At 69.8% G+C, this 19288-nt stretch carries 16 protein-coding genes; 9 read left to right on the top strand and 7 right to left on the bottom strand.

All coding sequences use genetic code 11. The features are described from left to right. Window positions 1-6 precede the first annotated feature (6 nt). Both IBL26_RS00640 and IBL26_RS00635 read right to left on the bottom strand, forming a co-directional pair. The gene (locus IBL26_RS00640) at window positions 7-975 is read right to left on the bottom strand and encodes an ABC transporter substrate-binding protein (RefSeq protein WP_187782498.1); all 969 of its coding nucleotides are present in this window, start codon (window positions 973-975) and stop codon (window positions 7-9) included. 31 nt (window positions 976-1006) lie between these two features. Further along, window positions 1007-1777, bottom strand: coding sequence for a peroxiredoxin-like family protein (locus IBL26_RS00635; protein WP_206684105.1), 771 nt, complete (start codon window positions 1775-1777; stop codon window positions 1007-1009). Between the two features lie 461 nt (window positions 1778-2238). On the opposite strand from IBL26_RS00635, the gene IBL26_RS00630 reads away from it, so the two are divergent. Further along, window positions 2239-2907, top strand: coding sequence for a haloacid dehalogenase type II (locus tag IBL26_RS00630; protein WP_187782497.1), 669 nt, complete (start codon window positions 2239-2241; stop codon window positions 2905-2907). Between the two features lie 94 nt (window positions 2908-3001). Further along, window positions 3002-3901, top strand: a complete 900-nt coding sequence (locus IBL26_RS00625) for a LysR family transcriptional regulator (protein WP_187782496.1) — start codon at window positions 3002-3004, stop codon at window positions 3899-3901. A 12-nt stretch (window positions 3902-3913) separates the two neighbouring features. Here IBL26_RS00625 and IBL26_RS00620 read toward each other — a convergent pair whose 3' ends face one another. Genes IBL26_RS00620 through IBL26_RS00610 form a run of 3 tightly spaced genes read right to left on the bottom strand, consistent with a single transcriptional unit; the run spans window position 3914 to window position 9479 of the window. Then, window positions 3914-5413, bottom strand: a complete 1500-nt coding sequence (locus tag IBL26_RS00620; RefSeq protein ID WP_367615338.1) for an aldehyde dehydrogenase family protein — start codon at window positions 5411-5413, stop codon at window positions 3914-3916. Between the two features lie 26 nt (window positions 5414-5439). After that, window positions 5440-7422 carry a hydantoinase B/oxoprolinase family protein gene (locus IBL26_RS00615; protein WP_187782495.1) on the bottom strand — a complete coding sequence of 661 codons (1983 nt, stop codon included), beginning with the start codon at window positions 7420-7422 and terminating at the stop codon, window positions 5440-5442. 11 nt (window positions 7423-7433) lie between these two features. After that, entirely contained in the window at window positions 7434-9479 is a 2046-nt protein-coding gene (locus IBL26_RS00610) for a hydantoinase/oxoprolinase family protein (protein WP_187782494.1), read from the bottom strand. Between the two features lie 227 nt (window positions 9480-9706). Here IBL26_RS00610 and IBL26_RS00605 point away from each other — a divergent pair, with 227 nt between their 5' ends. Genes IBL26_RS00605 through IBL26_RS00585 form a run of 5 tightly spaced genes read left to right on the top strand, consistent with a single transcriptional unit; the run spans window position 9707 to window position 14610 of the window. Continuing rightward, window positions 9707-10030, top strand: coding sequence for a (2Fe-2S)-binding protein (locus IBL26_RS00605; protein ID WP_187782493.1), 324 nt, complete (start codon window positions 9707-9709; stop codon window positions 10028-10030). Then, window positions 10012-11412, top strand: coding sequence for an FAD/NAD(P)-dependent oxidoreductase (locus tag IBL26_RS00600; RefSeq protein WP_187782492.1), 1401 nt, complete (start codon window positions 10012-10014; stop codon window positions 11410-11412). Before IBL26_RS00605 ends, IBL26_RS00600 begins: the two co-directional genes overlap by 19 nt. Then, window positions 11412-12536 (top strand): NAD(P)/FAD-dependent oxidoreductase, encoded by a 1125-nt coding sequence (locus IBL26_RS00595; protein WP_187782491.1) that lies wholly within the window; start codon window positions 11412-11414, stop codon window positions 12534-12536. The genes IBL26_RS00600 and IBL26_RS00595 overlap by 1 nt, the downstream gene beginning before the upstream one ends. Continuing rightward, complete coding sequence (locus tag IBL26_RS00590; protein WP_206684104.1) at window positions 12533-13021, top strand: GNAT family N-acetyltransferase; 489 nt, start codon at window positions 12533-12535, stop codon at window positions 13019-13021. Before IBL26_RS00595 ends, IBL26_RS00590 begins: the two co-directional genes overlap by 4 nt. Continuing rightward, window positions 13018-14610: an ABC transporter substrate-binding protein gene (locus IBL26_RS00585; protein ID WP_241748815.1), complete on the top strand. Its 1593-nt coding sequence runs from the start codon at window positions 13018-13020 to the stop codon at window positions 14608-14610. Before IBL26_RS00590 ends, IBL26_RS00585 begins: the two co-directional genes overlap by 4 nt. A gap of 516 nt (window positions 14611-15126) precedes the next feature. On the opposite strand, the gene IBL26_RS00580 is transcribed toward IBL26_RS00585, so the two are convergent. Next, on the bottom strand, window positions 15127-16032 hold the full coding sequence (locus tag IBL26_RS00580; RefSeq protein ID WP_206684103.1) for a LysR family transcriptional regulator: 906 nt from the start codon (window positions 16030-16032) through the stop codon (window positions 15127-15129). A gap of 76 nt (window positions 16033-16108) precedes the next feature. Here IBL26_RS00580 and IBL26_RS00575 point away from each other — a divergent pair, with 76 nt between their 5' ends. After that, a complete protein-coding gene (locus IBL26_RS00575; protein ID WP_187782489.1) occupies window positions 16109-17245 on the top strand; it encodes a DSD1 family PLP-dependent enzyme in 1137 nt (378 codons plus the stop codon). Between the two features lie 17 nt (window positions 17246-17262). Here IBL26_RS00575 and IBL26_RS00570 read toward each other — a convergent pair whose 3' ends face one another. Next, window positions 17263-18588, bottom strand: coding sequence for an NAD(P)/FAD-dependent oxidoreductase (locus IBL26_RS00570; RefSeq protein ID WP_187782488.1), 1326 nt, complete (start codon window positions 18586-18588; stop codon window positions 17263-17265). A gap of 216 nt (window positions 18589-18804) precedes the next feature. Between IBL26_RS00570 and IBL26_RS00565 the strand changes: the two genes are divergently transcribed. After that, window positions 18805-19287 carry an Lrp/AsnC family transcriptional regulator gene (locus tag IBL26_RS00565; protein WP_187782487.1) on the top strand — a complete coding sequence of 161 codons (483 nt, stop codon included), beginning with the start codon at window positions 18805-18807 and terminating at the stop codon, window positions 19285-19287. Window position 19288 lies beyond the last annotated feature (1 nt).

The raw sequence follows: 19288 nt of genomic DNA, 5'->3' as shown, positions 1-19288 counted from the left end.
TGTTCCTCAGGCGACCGGAATGTCGCGGAAGACGTACCGGTTGAAGTCGATGTCGCCGCTCAGCACGCCGGCGGAGCGCCAGGTGTCGAAGGTCTCCCGCAGCCGGGCAACGAAGCGGTCATCCATCGGCGTGCGGCGGTAGGCGGCGTCCTCGTCATAGAGCAGCGCGGAGATGGCCTCATCCTGGCGGGAGAAGCCGGCATACCAGCGGATATGCTGCTCCCGGTTGGCGCGGGTCCAGTCATAGGCACGGTCCAGCCGCGCCGCGTACTCGGCGATGGCGGCGACCTTGGCCGGATCCTGCAACACCTTCTGCGTCGCGCTCAGCACCAGCTGGCCGGAATTGAGCCCCGCACCCTCCGTTACCACCCGCGCGCCGAGCGCGCCCAGTGCCCGCGCCTTATAGACACCCCAGGTGCCCCAGGCATCGATGCTGCCGGCGGAGAAAGCGGCGCTGGCGTCCGCGGGGGAGAGGAAGGCCAGCTTCACCTCATCCAGCCCGATCCCGGCCTGCTTCAGCGCCGCCACGACCAGGTAGTGCGCTACGCTGCCACGCGTGCTGGGCGAAATGGTCTTGCCGCGCAGATCCGCCAGGGTGCGGATGGCGCTGTTCTTCTGCGTCAGCAGGATGGCACCCTGCCCATTGTACCAGCCGGCCACGGCGGAGATGCGGGAGCCGCCGGCCATCGCGCTCACCGTCGGTGAATCGTTGGCCGAGCCGATATCGACGGCATCGGCCTTGAGCGCCTCGTGCAGATTGACCGCCGCGGCGTGGACGGACCAATCGATATTGTAGGGCACATCCCGCAGCAGACCGGCGGCCTGCAACTTGCTGCGCGTGGCGCCGGTCTGGTCGCCAATGCGCAGCGTGACCTTGCTGAGGTCGAGCGGCGCTGCCCGCACGGGCCGCATCGCCGCGCCCAGCGCCAGGATACCCGCGGACAGCGCCAGCGAACGGCGTGTGACAATGGTCATGCATTTACCTCAAGATTCGCGTCTTCGCCGGTCAGGCGGGGTCGGGATGGTCCAGGGCCTGGCGCACGGCCTGGATGATGGGTCCGGACTCGGTGCGCACCAGCCAGTCGGGACTGGCGTCGATGAAGCGAAGCCGACAATGCTGGTCGAGCACGATGGCGGCGGGCATGGGCAGCTCCCAGGTCGCCGTGCCGGTCACGTCACCGATGAACTGGCCCTTGCGGCGGGACGCCTCGCGCGCCTTCTCGTCATAGCTGAACAGGATGCCCAGACGGCGCGCCACGACGTTGTCGAGGTCCGAGGCCACGGCGAAGGGCAGCGCGTGCCGGGTGTGGATATCCCGCAACCGCTCCGGCACCTGCGGGCTGACGGCGACCAGGGGCACGCCAAGGGACGCCAGCACTGGCGCCAGCGTATCGCGGTAGTGCGGAATGGCGATGTTGCAGGCCGGGCAGCCGGCGAACCGGAAGAAGACGAGGACCGCCGGCCCGTTCGCGACGAGATTGGCCAGGTGAAGCAGGCCGCCCGCCGTATCGGTCAAGGAGAACGGCGTGATGGCCTGGCCCGGCTGCAAGGTCTGGCCTGGCCGGAAGCGCGCGGCCAGACGCTGGCGCTGGCCGATATTGTCGGCCAGATCGTCAGCGCTCCAGCTTCGGACCCGCTCCGCGTGCAATGCGGCCAACTTGGCCTGCAGCGTTCCCTCCGCCAAGGCTCCGGCTGCCATGGTCGGCGGCCGGCCAGCCGGGACGGCTTGCTCGGTGGGCCAGGCGGCTGCGGAAGCGGCGGCGAGGGAATTGCTCATCCATAATGTGCTATTTCCTATTTACCGATTGAGTCAATGGTTTTCAGCGTTGCACCTCTCGGCGGCCTTTAGGCTCAGCGTCTTCGCACACGGGACCTAGGCGATAACGCCGACACGAGGCCTTCGGGCAGCCCCCCTGGGTCGGCACGGCAGATGCTCTGGAAGCGGCAAGTCTATTCTACGTTAATTATCTGCATTTATAGGGCTGGACGTCCGCAGCACTGCACCCAGGATTGGCGCCTTCTGGCCACGTGCCGCAGAGCCACTCCCGTAGGCGCACGAACCGCCCCCAAGGCCGGTCCAGGAACACATCCTGCAACCTGCCGCGCGATATGCCGCGCAGCCTCCAAGATCAGCAGATTGTCCCTCCCACACCGCGACGGCTCGGGTTTTTATTGCGCCCGACGCCCCTAGAATGGACCTGTCGCCGGCCTCCGCTGGACCTATCCAAAGGACATGCAATGCCCCGCCTGCAGCCCAAGTTCATCACCTTTGACTGCTACGGTACGCTGACGAAGTTCCGCATGGACGAGGTCACGCGCAAGCACTTCGCGGACCGTATCCCCGCCGCGCAGATGGACAGCTTCATCAAGGATTTCAGCGCCTATCGCCTGGACGAGGTGCTGGGCGCCTGGAAGCCCTATTCCGAGGTGCTGGACAACGCCTTCGGCCGTACCTGCAAGCGCCACGGCGTTCGCTACCAGGAAGGCGACGGGCTGGTCTTCTATTATGCCGTGCCGACCTGGGGCCCACATCCCGATGTGATCGAGCCGTTGAAGCGCGTGGCGAAGGAATTCCCGCTGGTGATCCTCTCCAACGCGTCGGACGAGCAGATCCAACAGAACGTGGCGCTACTGGAAGCGCCCTTCCACGCCGTGTTCACGGCGGAGCAGGCGCAATCCTACAAGCCGCGCATGCAGGGTTTCGAATACATGCTGGACCAGCTCGGCGCGAAGCCGGAGGAGCTGCTGCATGTCTCCTCCTCCTTCCGCTACGACCTGATGACGGCCTACGACCTCGGCATCACCATGAAGGCCTGGGTCAATCGCGGGCACGAGCCACCGAACCCGTACTACCAGTACAACGAGATCCCCGATATCGGCGGCCTGCCCGGCCTGCTGGGCCTCTGAGCCGTCGCCGCGGGCCAGTCGTCCGCGGCGCGCCGTCATGAGGCGCGGTTATGGAGCGTGGACCTGCATCCGCCCACGCTGATATGCTGGCGGCATGAATGCCCGTCAGCTCGAAGTCTTCCGTGCCATCATGCGGAGCGGCACGCTGACCGCCGCAGCACAGCTGCTGCACGTCTCGCAGCCCGCGATCAGCAAGGTCCTGCGCCATATGGAGGACCAGCTCGGCTACCGGTTGTTCGAGCGTGCCGGCGGCCGGCTGCACGCGACGCCGGAGGCGGAGCTGCTGTTCGTCGATGCCGACCGGGTGTTCCGGGAAATCGAGACGGTGCGCGACCTCGCCATCCGCATCCGGGAACGGCGGGTCGGGCTGGTCCGCATTGGCGCCAGCATACCGCCGATCTTCTCCGTGATGCCGCATGCGCTCACCGCTTTCCAAGGCCGGCACCCGGAAGTGCGCGTGGTGGTGCGCGCCCTCTCGGCGGAGGAATTGAGCGAGGCGATCCTGGTGGGGGAGGTTGATCTCGGCCTGACCCTCTCCGCCATCCGCGTACCGATGGTGCAGGCGGAAGTGCTGGCCACCACCCCCGTGGTCGTCGTGATGCAAGAGAGCTCACCGCTCGCCGGCAAGGCCGTGATCGGCGCGCCGGACCTGGCGGGTGAGCGGCTGATCTCCTACGGATCGCACGCCGATATCGGGCCCTTGCTGGACAGTGCCTTCGAACGTGCCGGCATGGTGCGGCAGGTACAGACCGAGATCGCCATGGCCATCTCCGCCCTGCCGCTGGTCCAGGCGGGTCTGGGCGTCGCGCTGGTGGATGGCATGCTGCCATGGGCCAGCTTCCCCGGCGTCGTGGCGCGCCCGTTCCAACCGCAGGCGCTGATGAGCCTCAGCATGGTCACGTCCGGCACCCGCCCGGCCTCCCGCTTCGTGCGGGAGATCTCGGACGACATCCGCGCCGCCGCCGCGCACTGGTCGGCGGCAGCGCGGCCTTAGCGGGCGATCCGCCTACGCAGTCGCGCCGATGATCGCCTTGGTCTCCAGGTATTCTTCGAAGCCCAGCACGCCATATTCGCGGCCGTTGCCCGAACGCTTGTAGCCGCCGAACGGCGCCAGCGGGTTCCAGTTCGGGTGGTTGATATGCACCTGCCCGGCCCGGATGCGGGAAGCCACCTGCCGCGCCGCCTGCGGGTCCGCCGACTGCACATGCGCGCTAAGTCCGTAGGGCGTGTCGTTGGCGATGGCGATCGCCTCCTCCACCGTATCGTACGGCATGAGGCAGAGCACCGGCCCGAACACCTCCTCCTGCGCGATCGACATACCGGCGGTGACCTCCGACACCACGGTCGGCCGCACATAGAAGCCGCGTGCGAATCCCTCCGACCGCCCAGGTCCGCCGACGATCACCTTGGCGCCCTCGCGGATCGCGGCCTCGGTCATCTCCTGCACGCGGGCGAACTGCGCCGGGTTCGCGACCGGCCCCAGCACCGTGTCGGTGGAAGCCGGGTCGCCCACGGTCATGAATGCTACGGCCTGGGCCGCCAGGGTCTCTACCTGCGCCAGCGCGGCGCGGGGCACGACCATGCGCGTGGGCGCGCTGCAGGATTGCCCGACATTGCGGAACGCCGATGCGACACCAAGCGGCACCACCCTCTCGAAATCCGCATCGTCCAGCAGGATATTCGGGGACTTCCCGCCCAGTTCCTGCGTCACGCGCTTGACTGTGGCCGCTGCCGCGCGTGCCACCTGCACGCCGGCGCGGGTAGAGCCGGTGATGGAGATCATGTCGACATCCGCATGCGCGGCGATGGCCTCGCCGACATCGGGGCCGGTGCCGTTGACCAGGTTGAAGACGCCGGGCGGCAGCCCGGCTTCCTCCAGGATGCGCGCGAAAAGCAGCGCGCTGACCGGCGACAACTCGCTCGGCTTCAACACCACGGTGCAGCCGGCGGCGAGGGCCGGCGCGACCTTGGCGGTGATCTGATAAAGTGGCCAGTTCCACGGCGTGATCAGCCCGCAGACCCCGATCGGCTCGCGCGACACCAGGAACCCGTCCTCCTCCCGCGCAAAGGGGTAGGAGGCAAGCAGGTCGCGCGCCACCCGCACATGCTCGGCCGCCAGCGGCACCTGGGAGGCGCGAGCGAAATTGATCGCCGCCCCCATCTCCAGCGAGATCGCCTGGGCAAGCAGTTCCGCCCGTTCCAGGATCAGCGCATGCACGCGGCCGAGCAACGCCGCCCGCTCCGCCACGGCGGAGACCGACCAATGGGCGAAGGCGGCCCGCGCGGCGCGCACCGCCTCGTCCACATCCCCGGGCGAACCGAGGGCAAGCTGGCCGATGACGGCCTCCGTCGCCGGGTCGACCACATCCACGCTGCGTCCGCCTGCGGGCACGCGCCATGCACCGTTGATGAACAGGCTACGCTCCAGGATGCCGCTTAGACCGAGCGCTTCCAGCGAGCGCGACGTCACTGGCGGAGACCCGCCTTCCGGCTTTGGCATGTCCATGATCGTTCCCTCTTTCTTGCGTGCGCTCAGCGCGCTGCCGGCAAGCCGGCCGATTGCAACAGCGCCGATCCGATCTGCTGCATCTGCGCGGCCAGGCGGAGCTCCGCACCCTGGCCCTCGGCCACGGCCGCGAAGAAGCGCCGCTTGAAATGATGCCGCCAGCGGATCGGCTGGGCCATCAGGAACTCGGTGAGAAGTGCGTAACGTTCCTCGGACCATACGGCCTCGAACGCCGCACGCGCCGTGCCGACATCGAAATGCGCCGTGCGGGCGGCGCGGCCGGGCGCGGCGCGCAGGGCGCGGGTCGCATCCTCATCCACCACGCCGTCGCGCAGCGCCACGCCGTAATCCTCCCTCGCCCGCTCGGGCGAGACGAAGCCCTGGCGGATATCGTCGGCCACTAGGCGCGGGTCCCGCGTGAACGGGTCGCCATAGCCACCGGCCCCGGCACCGACCACACGCACCACGTCCCCCGGCTCGCAGCGCAGGATGTCGGTATTGCCCAGGCTCACTTCCTGCGGCGTGCCGGGGTTGCGGATGAAGTGGGACAGCGTGCCCGCCCGCCCGCCCAGCACACCCCAGGAGGAGAAGACGGAGCGGTTGCGGTTGCGCGCCGTCACCACCGTATCCGGGGCGAAGACCTGGAACTCCATCACCGCCGAGAGGCCGCCTCGGTAGCGCCCCGCACCGGCGCTGTCCCGCCACAGACCGTAGCGGCGGAACAGCACCGGCACCTCGGCCTCGCTGATCTCGACCGGGGTGTTCTTTAGGAAGGCCTGCGCGCCGCCCGCACCGTTCGGCCCATCCGAGACCGGCGTGCCGCCGCCGCCGCCGCCCACCGGGCCGATGGAGGCCATGACGGGCCGCCCGTCCCACCCGGCGGTGCGCAGGTTCATGATGGAATTGCCGCCAGGCGAGGTTGCCGGCATGCGGTCCGGCAAGGCGAGCGAGAAGGCGCCGAAGGTGACGATCTGCGTCAGCATGCAGGTCAGGGACCGCATGCCCACGGCCGCCGGTGCAACGGCGTTCAGCAACGTGCCTTCCGGCATGATGGCGCGGGCGGCGCGCAACGTGCCGGCGTTCATCAGCAGATCGTTGTTCAGCGTGTAGAGCACGTAGGTCAGGCCGACGAGCGCGAGCGGATGCCGTTCCCGCCCACCGGTCGGCATGTTGAGGGAGGACGCCACCTGCGGGTCGCTGCCGGTGTAGTCCAATTCCACCGCGCCGCCCTGGATGCGCAGCGTCAGCGCCACGCGGCAAGGCACGCCGCCTTCCCCGTCCTCATCGGCGAAATCGGCGAAGAAGTATTCGCCGTCGGGGATGCCGCGGAGCACGGCGCGGGCCTGTTCCTCGGCATAGTCCAGCATCTCGCGGATGCCGGCGCTGAAGGTCGCCACGCCGAAGCGGGCGATGATCTCGTGCACCTTGCGCTCGCCGATATTGACCGAGGCGATCTGCGCCTTCAGGTCGCCCCAGTTCTGCTCCGGCGCGCGGACATTTAGCTTGATGATCCGCAGCACGTCCTCGTTCAGCCGCCCCTGGCTGACCAGCTTGAGCGGCGGCACGCGGATGCCCTCCTGCTCGATCTCGGTGAGGGAGCGGGAGAGCGAGGCCGGCACGGCGCCGCCGACATCGGTGTTGTGGATGTGCCCGACGACGAAGCAGACGATCTGGCCATCGTGGAACACCGGCTTCCAGATATGGATGTCCGGCGTATGGGTGGCGACGTTGCCGCTATACGGGTCGTTGGTGATGCAGATGTCGCCCGGCTCGTACGCGCCGATCATCTCCAGCACCGGGCCGTAATTGATGCCGCTGTACCAGGGCGCGCCGAACTGGCGCGGGGAAGCGAAGGCCTCGCCCTCCGGCGTCACCAGGGTGCAGGAGAAATCCTCCGTCTCCTTCACGAAGGCGGAATGCGCGGTACGCATCAGGGCGAAGGCCATCGCATCGGCGGCGGCGCCGCAATGGTTGGCAAGGATCTGCAGGCTGCGGCGTTCGATCGGCATGCTCTGCGTCCTCAACGGGCTTGCGGGGTGATGATGAGGTTGCCGAAGCCATCCACCGCCACGGCGAAGCCGGCCGGAATGCAGGTGGTGCTGTCGGGCTGGGCGACGATGGCGGGGCCGAGGAAGGTGTGGCCGGCGCGCAGCGCGTCCCGCGCATAGAGCGGCACCGGCTGCCAGGCGCCTTCCAGGAAGGCCTGCACCGTCGCCTGCGGTGCCGGCTGGCCCGTGGCCTCGGCAATGCGCCGCAGCTGGGGTTTTGGCGTTTCGCCGGCAATGACCAGCCGCAGCGTCACCACCTGCACGGCTTCCTCGGCATCGGCATGGCCGTAGAGGCGCTCATGCTCGGCGTCGAAGGCGGCGCGCAGCGCGTCGATGTCGCCAGCCTCGACCCAGGCGGGGTCCAGCGGCGTGTCCACCTCGAAGGACTGGCCGCGATAGCGCATCTCGGCCGAGAGGGTCAGCACCGGGGTGCCGGCGAAGCCCTGCTCGTCGACCAGCCAGGTGGTGGCATCGCGCCGCATCGCCGCCAGTGCCTCCTGCAGCGGGGCTTCCGCACCTAGCTGCAGCGTGGCGTAGATGGTGCGGATGAAGTCGCTGCGCAGGTCGGCCACCAGGCCGCCCAACGCGCTCAGCACGCCCGGGGTGGGGGGCACCACCACGCCGGCCATGTTCAGCTCCCGCGCCAGGAAGCAGGCCAGCATCGGCCCGGCGCCGCCGAAGGCCAGCAGGCTGTATTCCCGCGCGTCCAGCCCGAAGCGGGAGATCAGGCCACTCGCATCGGCGTACATGGCCGAGATGGAGAGATCGAGGATACTGGCCGCCGTCTCCTCCGTCCCCGTACCCAGCTTGGTGGCGAGCCGCCCGACGGCGGCGCGCGCCGCCGCCACGTCCAGCCGCACGGCGCTGTAGCCTAACTCGCTATGCCCGATCAGGCCGAGCACGGCAACGGCATCGGTGATGGTGGGCTCCGTGCCGCCCTTGCCGTAGCAGGCGGGACCGGGGGAGGAGCCGGCGCTGCGCGGCCCCACCTGCAGCACGCCAAAATCATCCACCGAGGCGATGGAACCGCCGCCCTGGCCGATGGAGGTGACGGAGACGGAGGGGATGTGGATCTGGAAGTCGCCGATCACCTCGCCGGTGCCGTATTGCGCCTCGCCATCGGTCAGCACCGCGAGGTCCGCGCTGGTGCCACCGATATCCAGCGTCAGCAGCTTCGGGAAACCGCATTCGCGGGCGATGAAGCCGGCGCCGATGACGCCGGAGGCGGTGCCGGAGAGCACCATCTGCACGCATTCCGCCTTGGCCTGCCGCACCCCCATGACGCCACCGTTGGAGCGGGTGATGCGCGGCGCCGCCGGCACACCGAGCCGCGCCAGCGTCGCCTCGAACCGGTCGAGATAATGCGCCACGCGCGGCTGCACGTAGCCACTGATGCAGGCGGTGATGGTCCGTTCGTATTCGCGGATGATCGGCCAGATGCCGCTGGCGCGGAACACCGGCAATGCGGGGTCGGCCTCCAGCAGGATGGCCTCCGCAGCACGCTCGTTCACGTCGCTGCGCCAGCCATGCAGGAAGGCGAGCACGATGCCTTCCGCCCCCGCGGCGCGGGCGGCACGCTGCGCGGCCAGCAGGCTGTCGCGGCACACCGGCATCGGCACGCTGCCATCGGCGCGGATGCGCTCCTCGATGCCGAACACACGGTCGCGCGGGATCAGCGGCTCCGGCCGGCGGGCATACAGGTTGTGGTAGCGCTGCATCTTCAGCCGCGCCATCTCCAGCACATCCTCGAACCCCGCCGTCGTGAACAGCGCCAACCGCACGCCGGAGCGCTGGATGACGGTGTTGATGCCGACCGTGGTGCCATGGGTGAAGTAGGCCACATCCTGCGGCGCCACGCCGTGCTGCGAGGCCAGCAGGCCGAGGCCCTGCTCGATCTCCGCGCCCGGCGCATCGGGGCGGGAGAAGACCTTGAGGGTGACGAGGCGTCCGTCCGCCTCGTCCAGCGCCGCGAAATCAGTGAAGGAGCCGCCAACATCGACCCCAACGCGCCAGCCCATGCCATCTCTCCTCTTGCGGCACAGATCACTGGCACGCGGCGCATAGGGCGGGCCAATGACTTCTCGGGCGTCCCCGCAAACCCCGGGTTATGGCCCGCCCGGCAATAACCCAAGGTTCTGGAGGCTGGCACAGAAGCGATTGGACCTGCCGCCGCGCCCGTCCGATCCTGCCCCCCCAGCAGCGAAAGGGGCGCACCGATGACATGGCAGATGCGGGCAGTCGGATCATGACGACCCCTCCCGCCGCCACCGCGCCCCTGCTGCGGCGCCTGGGCGAGACGCACCGCGCCCCGGTCGCCTTCACCATTGATGGCCAGCCCGCCACGGCGCTGGAGGGGGACACGCTGCTGACCGCGCTGCTGCTGAATGCCGGCGCGCTGCGCCAGTCCGAATTCGGCGACGGGCCGCGCGCCGGCTTCTGCCTGATGGGCGCCTGCCAGGATTGCTGGGTCTGGACCGAGGACGGCGGCCGGCTGCGCGCCTGCGGCACTCCGGTCCAGCCCAGCCTGCGCATCGTGACGCGGGAGGCACCATGGCCGCCCCTCGGGTAATCGTCGTCGGCGCCGGCCCGGCGGGCACGCGCGCGGCGGAGCTGCTGGCCGCCGCCGGGCTGCGCCCCACGGTGGTGGATGAAGGCCGCGCCAGCGGCGGGCAGATCTATCGCCGCCAGCCCCCCGGCTTCCGCCGCGACGCCCGCACCCTCTATGGCACCGAGGCCGGGCGGGCCACCGCCCTGCACGCCACCTTCGACGGGCTGGGCCCGGCCATCGAGTACCTGCCCGAGACCCTGGCCTGGAACATCCACGGCGGCGCCCTGTACGTGCAGCGGGAGGAGCGCGCGCGCCGCCTGCCTTTCGACGCACTGCTCATCGCCACCGGTGCCACCGACCGGATGATCCCGCTGCCCGGCTGGACGCTGCCCGGCGCCTTCAGCCTGGGCGCCGCGCAGATCGCGCTGAAGGCGCAGGCCTGCGCCATCGGCAGCCGCGTCGTCTTCCTCGGCACCGGGCCGCTGCTCTACCTGGTCGCTTCGCAATACGTGAAGGCCGGGGCGCAGGTGGCGGCGGTGCTGGACACGGCTCCACCGGGCGCACGCTGGAAAGGCCTGCCCCTGATGGCCGCCCGCCCGGCGCTGCTGGCCAAGGGCGCGGTGCTGATCGCGCAACTGATGCGCGCGGGCGTGACGATGCGCCGCGGCGTGGTGCCGCGCCGGGTGCTGGCCGATGCCGCCGGCACCCGCGTGGCGGGCGTGGCCATCGCCACGCCGGATGGCGGCGAAGAAGTCATCGCCTGCGACGCCGTCGGCATGGGCTGGCACCTGCGGGCGGAGAGCCAGCTCGCCGACCTCGCCGGCTGTGCCTTCGATTTCGACGCGGATAGCCGCCAGTGGCTGCCGCGTGCGGACGAGGACGGCCGCGCCAGTGCCCCTGGCATCTACCTGGCCGGGGACAGCGCCCGCATCCTCGGCGCGGATGGTGCCGAGATCGCCGGGCGGCTGGCGGCCCTGGCCGTGCTGAAAGACCTCGGCCTGCCGGCACCGCCCGGCCAGGACGTGGCGGCCCTGCGGCGGCAGCGCCAGGTGATGGACCGGTTCCGACGCGGCCTCGCCCTCGCCTTCCCCTGGCCCGCCGGCCTCGTTGCCAGCCTGCCGGACGAGACGCTGGTCTGCCGGTGCGAGGCGATCACCGCCGGCGCGCTGCGCCAGAGCGCGACCGAGCTGGACGCGCCGGAGATGAACCGCGCCAAGGCCTTCAGCCGCACCGGTATGGGCCGCTGCCAGGGGCGCTTCTGCGGCATCGCGGGGGCGGAAATCGTCGCCGCCGCGCGCGGCGTGCCGGTCGAGGTGGCGGGGCGGCTACGCGGCCAGGCGCCGGTAAAGCCGTTGCCCGTCGCCGCGCTGGCGGACGACGCCTCTACGCTGGAAAGCACCTGATGAGCGAGAACCGCGCGGATGTGCTGATCCTCGGCGGCGGCCTGATGGGCGCCGCCACCGCCTTCTTCCTGCGCCAGCGCGGCCTCTCGGTCATCCTGCTGGAACGCCGACTGGTCGGGCAGCAGGCCAGCGGCATCAATTTCGGCAATGTGCGGCGGCAGGGCCGCTTCCTGCCGCAGCTTCCCCTCGCCAACCGCTCCCGCGCCATCTGGGGCCGCCTGCCGGAACTGTTGGGGGAGGATGTGGAATTCCTGCCCAGCGGCCATCTTCGCGTCGCCTACACGCCGGAAGCCGTGGCGACGATGGAGAGCTACCGCGACGGCGCCCGCCCCTATGGGCTGGACCTGGAACTGCTGAGCGGCAACGCCGTCCGCGCCCGCTTCCCATGGCTGTCGCCCGAGGTGATGGCCGGCTCCTACTCCCCCCATGACGGCCACGCCAACCCACGCCTTGCCGCCCCCGCCTTCGCCCGTGCCGCCCGCCGCGCCGGCGCGCGCATCGAGGAGGAGGCCGAAGTGCTGACGATCGAGCACGAGAGCGGCGGCTACCGGCTGAACACGGCCGATGGCCGGGTCTGGCGCGCCCCCGTGCTGCAGGTCTCGGCCGGGGCCTGGGGCGGGCGCATCGCCGCACGGCTGGGCGAGCCGGTGCCGATGGTGGTGCGCGGCCCGCAGATGGGCGTGACGGAAGCGGTGCCCTACGCATTGCTGCCTGTGCTGGGCGTCACGACGAAGGAAATCCGCGAGGTGCTGTATCTGCGCCAGGTCAAGCGCGGCAACATCGTCTTCGGTGGCACCGGCCACGGCCCGGCGGAGCTGGACGCGCCGCCCCACCGCGCCAACCCGGACATCACGCTGCACCAGTTCACTCAGTTGCGGCGGATGGTGCCGGCACTCGGCGCCCTGCGCATTATCCGCACCTGGAGCGGCATCGAAGGCTACATGCACGACGAGATCCCGGTGATGGGCCCGAGCGCGAAGTGGCCAGGCCTGTTCTACGCTTTCGGCTTCTGCGGCGCCGGCTTCCAGATCGGCCCCGGCGTCGGCGACGTGATGGCCGAGCTGATCGCGACCGGCACCACCACCACCCCAATCGAGCCCTTCCATATCGGCCGCTTCACATGACGCCCGCCGCCATGCTGCCATTCGAGACGGCACCCTTCGAGCATCCCCACGGCGCCTACCGCCTCTCCACCGACCGGCGGTGCCTGGACATGGGGCGGATCTGCGCCTTCCTCATCGAGGAATCCTACTGGGCCCTGGGGCTGGACCGCGCGCTGATCGAGCGCTCCATCGCCGGCTCCCTGCCCTTCGGCGCCTATGCGGCGGATGGCGCGATGGTCGGCTTCGCGCGCGTGGTCACGGATGGCGCCCTGTTCGCCTATCTGCGGGACGTCTTCGTGCTGCCGCCGCATCGCGGCCAGGGGCTGGGCCGCGCGCTTGGCGCCGCCGCGCTGGCCCACCCGGATCTGCGCACCGTGCGGAACTGGATGCTGGCGACGCGCGACGCGCACGGCGTCTATGCCTCGCTCGGCTTCGCGCCGGTCCGCGACCCCTCGATCTACATGCAGCTGCGGCCCTCGCCGCCAGACCAGGAGCCCATGCCTTGAGCGATGACCTGCGGTGCCGGGACGCCCGCACCCAACGTGCCGCCCTGGCGCTGGCCGCCCTGCTGCTGGCCACCCCCGCCGCCGCGCAATCCGTGCTGACCATGGGCATCAGCGCCGCACCCAGTTCGGTCGACCCACATTTCAACCAGGGCACCTCGACCCAGACGCTCACCTACAACATCTTCGAGACACTGACCGACCGCCGGCCCGATTCCAGCCTGGCGCCGGGCCTGGCGCTGAGCTGGCGGCCGGCCGGGGACGCGGTGTGGGAATTCAAGCTGCGCCCCGACGTGCGCTTCAGCGACGGGCGGCCCTTCACCGCCGACGACGTGGCCTTCACCATCGGCCGCGTACCGAACGTGCCGAACGCGACGGCCAGCTTCGCCGGCCAGGTCCGCTCCATCACGCGGGTCGAGGTGGTCGATCCGCTCACCCTGCTGCTGCACACCGACGGCCCCGCGCCTAACCTGCCGATCGACCTTTCCGTGGTGGCCATCATCTCCCGCCACGCGGGCGAGGGCGCGACGACGGATGACTACAACGCGCTCCGCGCCGCCATCGGCACCGGTCCGTTCATCCTCCGCTCCTACACCCCCGGCAACAGCGCGGAGCTGGAGCGGAACGAGAACTGGTGGGGCCCGCGCCCGGATTGGGACCGCGTCTCCTTTCGCTACCTGCCCAATGCCGGCGCCCGCTCCGCCGCCCTGCTCTCCGGCGGCGTCGATCTGATCGACCTACCTTCCGTCAACGACCTGCCGCGTTTACGCACCTCGCCCGGTTTCACGGTCACGTCCAGCCAGGGGCTGCGCCTCGTCTACCTGGCCCCTAACCAGTCCGCCGAGGTGGCACCTGGCGTCACGGACAATGACGGCAAGCCGCTGGCCGCCAACCCGATGCGGGACAAGCGCGTGCGGCAGGCACTCTCCCTCGCCATCAACCGCGCCAGCCTAGCCGAACGGGTGATGCAGGGCACCGCCGAGCCCGCCGGGCAGTTCCTGCCGCGCGGCCTGTACTCGCACGACCCGTCCATCCCTGTGCCGGCGCAAGACCCGGATGCCGCCAAGCGCCTGCTGGCCGCCGCCGGCTATCCGGACGGCTTCCGCATGACGCTCAACGTCGCCTCCAACGCCCGGCCGACCGACCCCGTGGCGGCACAGGCTATCGCGCAGATGTGGACGCGCATCGGCGTGCAGACCACGGTGGAGCTGATGCCGCTCTCGGCCTACGGACCGCGCTCCGCCCGGATGGAATTCCCGGTCAGCCTATGGGGCTGGGCCAGCCCGGGCCATGCGGGCCACCCGCTGGTCAACGTCGTCGCCAGCTACGACCGCAGCAAGCTGACCGGCAGCTTCAACCGTTCGGGCTATTCCAACCCAGCACTGGATGCACTGATCGCCCGCGCGATGGCGACGCTGGACGATGGCGCGCGGGAAGCGCTGATGAACCAGGCCACCTCCACCGCCATGGATGACGTGGCCATCATCCCGCTCTACCACCTGACCAATTATTGGGCGACGCGCCGCGGCATCACCTACGAAGCCACGACCTACGACTACACCCGCGCGGTACTGGCGAGGCGGGACCGGTAGAGGGTTCCATTCAGAAGCAGGAAGGCTGGGGGACGAGTTCCCCAGACCCCTTCTTTTTTTCTGCTGTTTTTTTGCAGCACCGTTGATGCGACGTTCTTCTCCTGGCACCGGATTCAGCTCTTGTGGCTGTGTCTGGAAAGCCTGACGCCAATATCGAAGGCGGATAAACGCGAGATCAGAGCTGCCGCTTCAGTTAATGACGACCGTTGGCGGTCTTCCGCTGCATCAGCCTGAATATGAATCTATGGCGTGGCTTCTTCGTCCTTGAACGACGGCGGCAAAGCGAAGGTCAGGAAGAAGGTACCGACCATACCACAGGCTTGGTGAATTCACTGTCGGTCGCTTGCAATGTCACCGCAGAACTCATGCCCTTCACCCTTGCAACGGTCCCGGGATCCCGGCCAACCAGGGGTAAAATCGGCCCCTCTGTCTCGCGCACCGCCCCACCCCCTCCCGGAAAACTTGCAGAAAAGGAGGGGGTTTGGGGGAGTTCCCTCCACCAACCTTCCGCCCAGATCACCCCCGCCAAGGCACCGGCCGCAGGGCTTGCCCCAGCACCTGCAGGAACCGCTCCGTCCGCGCCATCCGCCCGTTGCGGGCGCCGAGCAGCGCAACCACGTCCGCCGGCGGCGGCGTCCAGTCCGGCACCAGCGCCACCAGTGCCCCGCTGCGCAGGTCCTCCGCCACATCCCATTCCGAGCGCAGGATGATGCCGAGCCCGGCCAGCCCCCATTGCCGCACCACCGCGCCATCGTTGCTGGCGAGCGCCGGGTGGACGCGGATGGCCGTGCCGTGCCCCTCCGCATGGGTGAAGGGCCATAGGGTGGTGTCGGCCTGGTTCTCGCGGATCACGGCGCAGGCGTGGTGCCGCAGGTCCTCCGGCTGGGACGGCGTGCCATGGGCGGCAAGGTAGGCGGGCGCGGCGCAGAGGATGCGGCGGTTGGGGGCAAGCCGGCGCAGCACCAGCCGGGAATCCGGCAAGTGCCCGACATGGACCATCACGTCCCACTGGCCATCCCGCAGGCTATGGGCCGGGTCCTCGAACAGGATCAGGCTCATCTCCAGCCCGGGGTGCGCCTGCCGCAGCGCCACCATGGCAGGCGCGACGTAGGCGCGGCCGAAACCGAAGGGAGCGGCGACGCGCAGATGGCCGGTGACGGCGCCGCGCCCGGCCGCCAGCGCTTCCGTCATCGCTTCCAGCTCGGCCAGCACGGCGGCGCCGCGCTCGGCCAGCATCGACCCCTCCGCGGTCAGTTGCAGGCGGCGGCTGGAACGGTCCACCAGCCGGACCTGTAGCCGCTCCTCCAGATGCCGCAGGCGCTGGGTGACGGCGGAGGGTGAGATATCCAGCCGCCGCGCTACCGCAGCCAGGGAGGATGCGGCGGCGATCAGGGCAACGAAGCGGAGGTCCTGTGGGGTCATCATGAAGCTGCAGCTTAATGCAGGATTCAGAATGCTTGAATGGCGCCTGAATGTGCTGGTCCCTAGGCTCCGTACCATGACCCATGCCGAATGCCTCGACGCCCTGCCCACCCCGCGACTTGTGCTCGACGAAGCCCGGATGCTGTGTAACGTCGCCCGCCTGCGGACACGGATGACCCCGCATGGGGTGACGCTGCGCCCGCACCTGAAGACCGCCAAATCGGTCGAGGTCGCCCGGCGGGTGCTGGAAGGCGGCACCGGCCCCGCCACCGTCTCGACATTGAAGGAGGCGGAGGTATTCGCGCGGGCGGGGGTGCGAGACATCCTCTACGCCGTCGGCATCGCGCCGCAGAAGCTGGCGCGAGTGCTGGCGTTGCGCGCCACCGGGTGTGACCTCAGCGTGATCCTGGACTCGCCCGAGCAGGCGGCGGCGGTGGCCGAGGCCTCCCGCATCGCCGGCAACGCCATCCCAGCCCTGATCGAGATCGATTGCGACGGCCACCGGGGCGGCGTCAGCCCCGAGGACCCGGCCTTGGTCGAGATCGGCCGGATGCTGGGCGCGTCGCTGCGCGGCGTCCTTACCCATGCGGGGGAGAGCTACAACGTGGTGGGGGAGGCAGCGCATGCCGCCTTCGCCGCGCGTGAATGCGCCGCCGCCGTGGCCGCCGCCGGGGCGCTACGGACGGCTGGACTGCCCTGCCCCGTGGTCAGCGTCGGCTCCACCCCCACCGCGCACGCGGCACGTGACCTGACGGGCGTGACGGAGATGCGCGCGGGCGTCTATGTGTTCTTCGATCTGGTCATGGCGGGCATCGGCGTCTGCACCACCGGGGATATCGCGCTCTCGGTGCTGACCACGGTCATCGGCCACCAGCGGGAACGCGGCTGGATTCTGGTTGATGCCGGCTGGATGGCGCTCTCACGCGACCGCGGCACGGCGCAGCAGGCGGTGGACCAGGGCTACGGCCTGGCCTGCGACATCGAGGGCCGGGTGATCCCCGGCCTCATCCTCTCGGCCGCCAACCAGGAGCATGGCATCCTCGCGCTGCGCCCAGGCAGCGGCGAGACACTACCGGAGATCCCGGTGGGGACGCGGCTGCGCATCCTGCCCAACCATGCCTGCGCCACCGCGGCGCAGTTCGACGCCTATACCGTCCTGCCCACCGACCCGGACGCGGCGCTGGCCGAGTGGCCACGCTTCGGCGGCTGGTAGGCCGGGCCTGGCCGCCTTCAATATCCCGCCACCCGTCCCCACGCCGAACCGGCCAGCCGCGCCGGCGCATAGGGCACGGGGTCGACGATCGGCGGCGCGCCCGTGGCCAGGTCTGCGGCCAGATGGCCGGCGCCAGGGCCGATGCCGAAGCCGTGGCCGCTGAAGCCGGCGGCCAGGATCAGGCCGGGCATGCCCTCCACCGGGCCGATGGCGGGCACGGCGTCCGGCGTGCTGTCGATATAGCCGGCCCAACGCGCCGTGACCGGCTGCCCCTCCAGCGCCGGCAGCAGGCGACGGGCACGCGCCAGGGTTTCCTCCACCTGCCTCGGGTCGGGAGTGGGGTCGAGGATGCGGCACGCCTCCATCGGCGTCGGTGCATCCAGGCGCCACCGGCGGCGTGTCTCGTGCCCCGCGCGCCAGCCCTGCAGGCCACCGGGCGCCAGGCTGCGGCGCCGGCTGATGAACAGCGGCACGAATTGCCTGGCGAAGGTCAGTTGCTGCGGCGTCGGGTCGACCCGCGCGCCACCGCTGATGGAGAGGGCGAAGCTGTTCCTGCCCCGCCGCGTGACCGAGACATTGGTGGTGTGCAGCGCATCCGGCAACGCCACCGCCGGCGCGGCGACCGAGAGGATGGAGGCCCGCACCGAAGCCTGCGGAAAACGCAGCCCGTACTGGTTGAGGAAGGAGGAAGCCCAGGCGCCACCCGCCATGATGACGGTGGAGGTGCGGATCGTCCCCGCCTCCGTCACCACGCCGCTGACGCGGCCGCCCTGCGTCTCCAACCCACGCGCGGCACAGAACTGATGCACGCTGCCGCCCGCCTGCCGCACCCCGAGCGCGATCAGCGGCGCCGCCCGGCCAGGGTCCGCGATGCCATCGGTGGGCGAGAACACGCCACCCTTCCAGCGCCGGCCGGTGGCGGCACCACGGGCGGAGGCCTCGTCGGCCGAGAGCATGTGGGTGACGACGCCATGGCCGGCGGCGAAATCACGCCACTGCGCCCAGCCGGCGAGTTGCGCCTCATCGTCGCTCAGATACAGCAGGCCGCAGCGGTTGAAGCCGAGGTCGCTGCCCGTCTCTTCCGCCAGCCGGTCCCACAGCGCGAGGCTGGCGGTCGCCATCGGCAATTCCCGCGCATCCCGGTTCTGCTGGCGGCACCAGCCCCAGTTACGGCTGGATTGCTCGGCGCCGATCCGCCCCTTCTCGACCAATGCGACGGAGACACCCCTGCGTGCCAGATAATAGGCGGCCGAGGCGCCGACGATGCCGCCGCCGATGACCACCACATCCACCTCCGCCGGCAACACGGCGTCGGTCTCGATCTCCAGTAGCGGCACAGGCATGCACGTCTCCCTTCCTGCCGTATTCTATCGCGCGGCGGCGCAGCGCGGACGCCGGGCTTCGCCGCGACGCGGCAGAATCTCCTGTCCCTGCGTGGCATTCCGCAGCATTCTGCGCCCAGGCACGGGGGTGGCACTGCGGCCAGCACCCGCGCCCTGCCCCATTGATGGCGCGGCGGAATGCCCTGCCCCGCCCCCCCTGAAAGCGACGACCCACCGATGAAGCTCGACCAGATCGACATCAAGATCCTCGTGGAGCTGCAGAAGAACGGCCGCATCACCAATGTGGAGCTGGCCGAGCTGGTGAACCTCTCGCCCAGCCCCTGCCTGATCCGCGTCAAGAAGCTGCAGCAGGATGGCTACATCACCGGCTATTCTGCGCGCATCAACATCGCCAAGCTCGGCCAGGCACTGACGGTGTTCACCGAAGTGACGCTGAAGAACCACCGGCAATCCGATTTCGCGCGCTTCCTCGCCGCCGTCGAGCGGCTGGACCAGGTGGTGGAGTGCCATCTCATCTCCGGCGGCTACGACTACCTGGTGAAATTCATCACCAGCGGTATCGCCGAGTACCAGTTGATCATGGAGCGGCTGGTAGAGCTGGATGTCGGCATCGACAAGTATTTCAGCTTCGTCGTGCTGAAGTCGCCGATTATCAAGGCACACATGCCGCTGCGCAGCCTGTTCCCGCAGGAGCGATAGC

This window comes from Teichococcus aerophilus, assembly GCF_014490485.1.
In the GTDB taxonomy this organism is placed as follows: domain Bacteria; phylum Pseudomonadota; class Alphaproteobacteria; order Acetobacterales; family Acetobacteraceae; genus Pseudoroseomonas; species Pseudoroseomonas aerophila.
The sequence above is the reverse complement of the archived record's forward strand: the minus strand, read 5'-3'. Positions and strand labels throughout refer to the sequence as shown.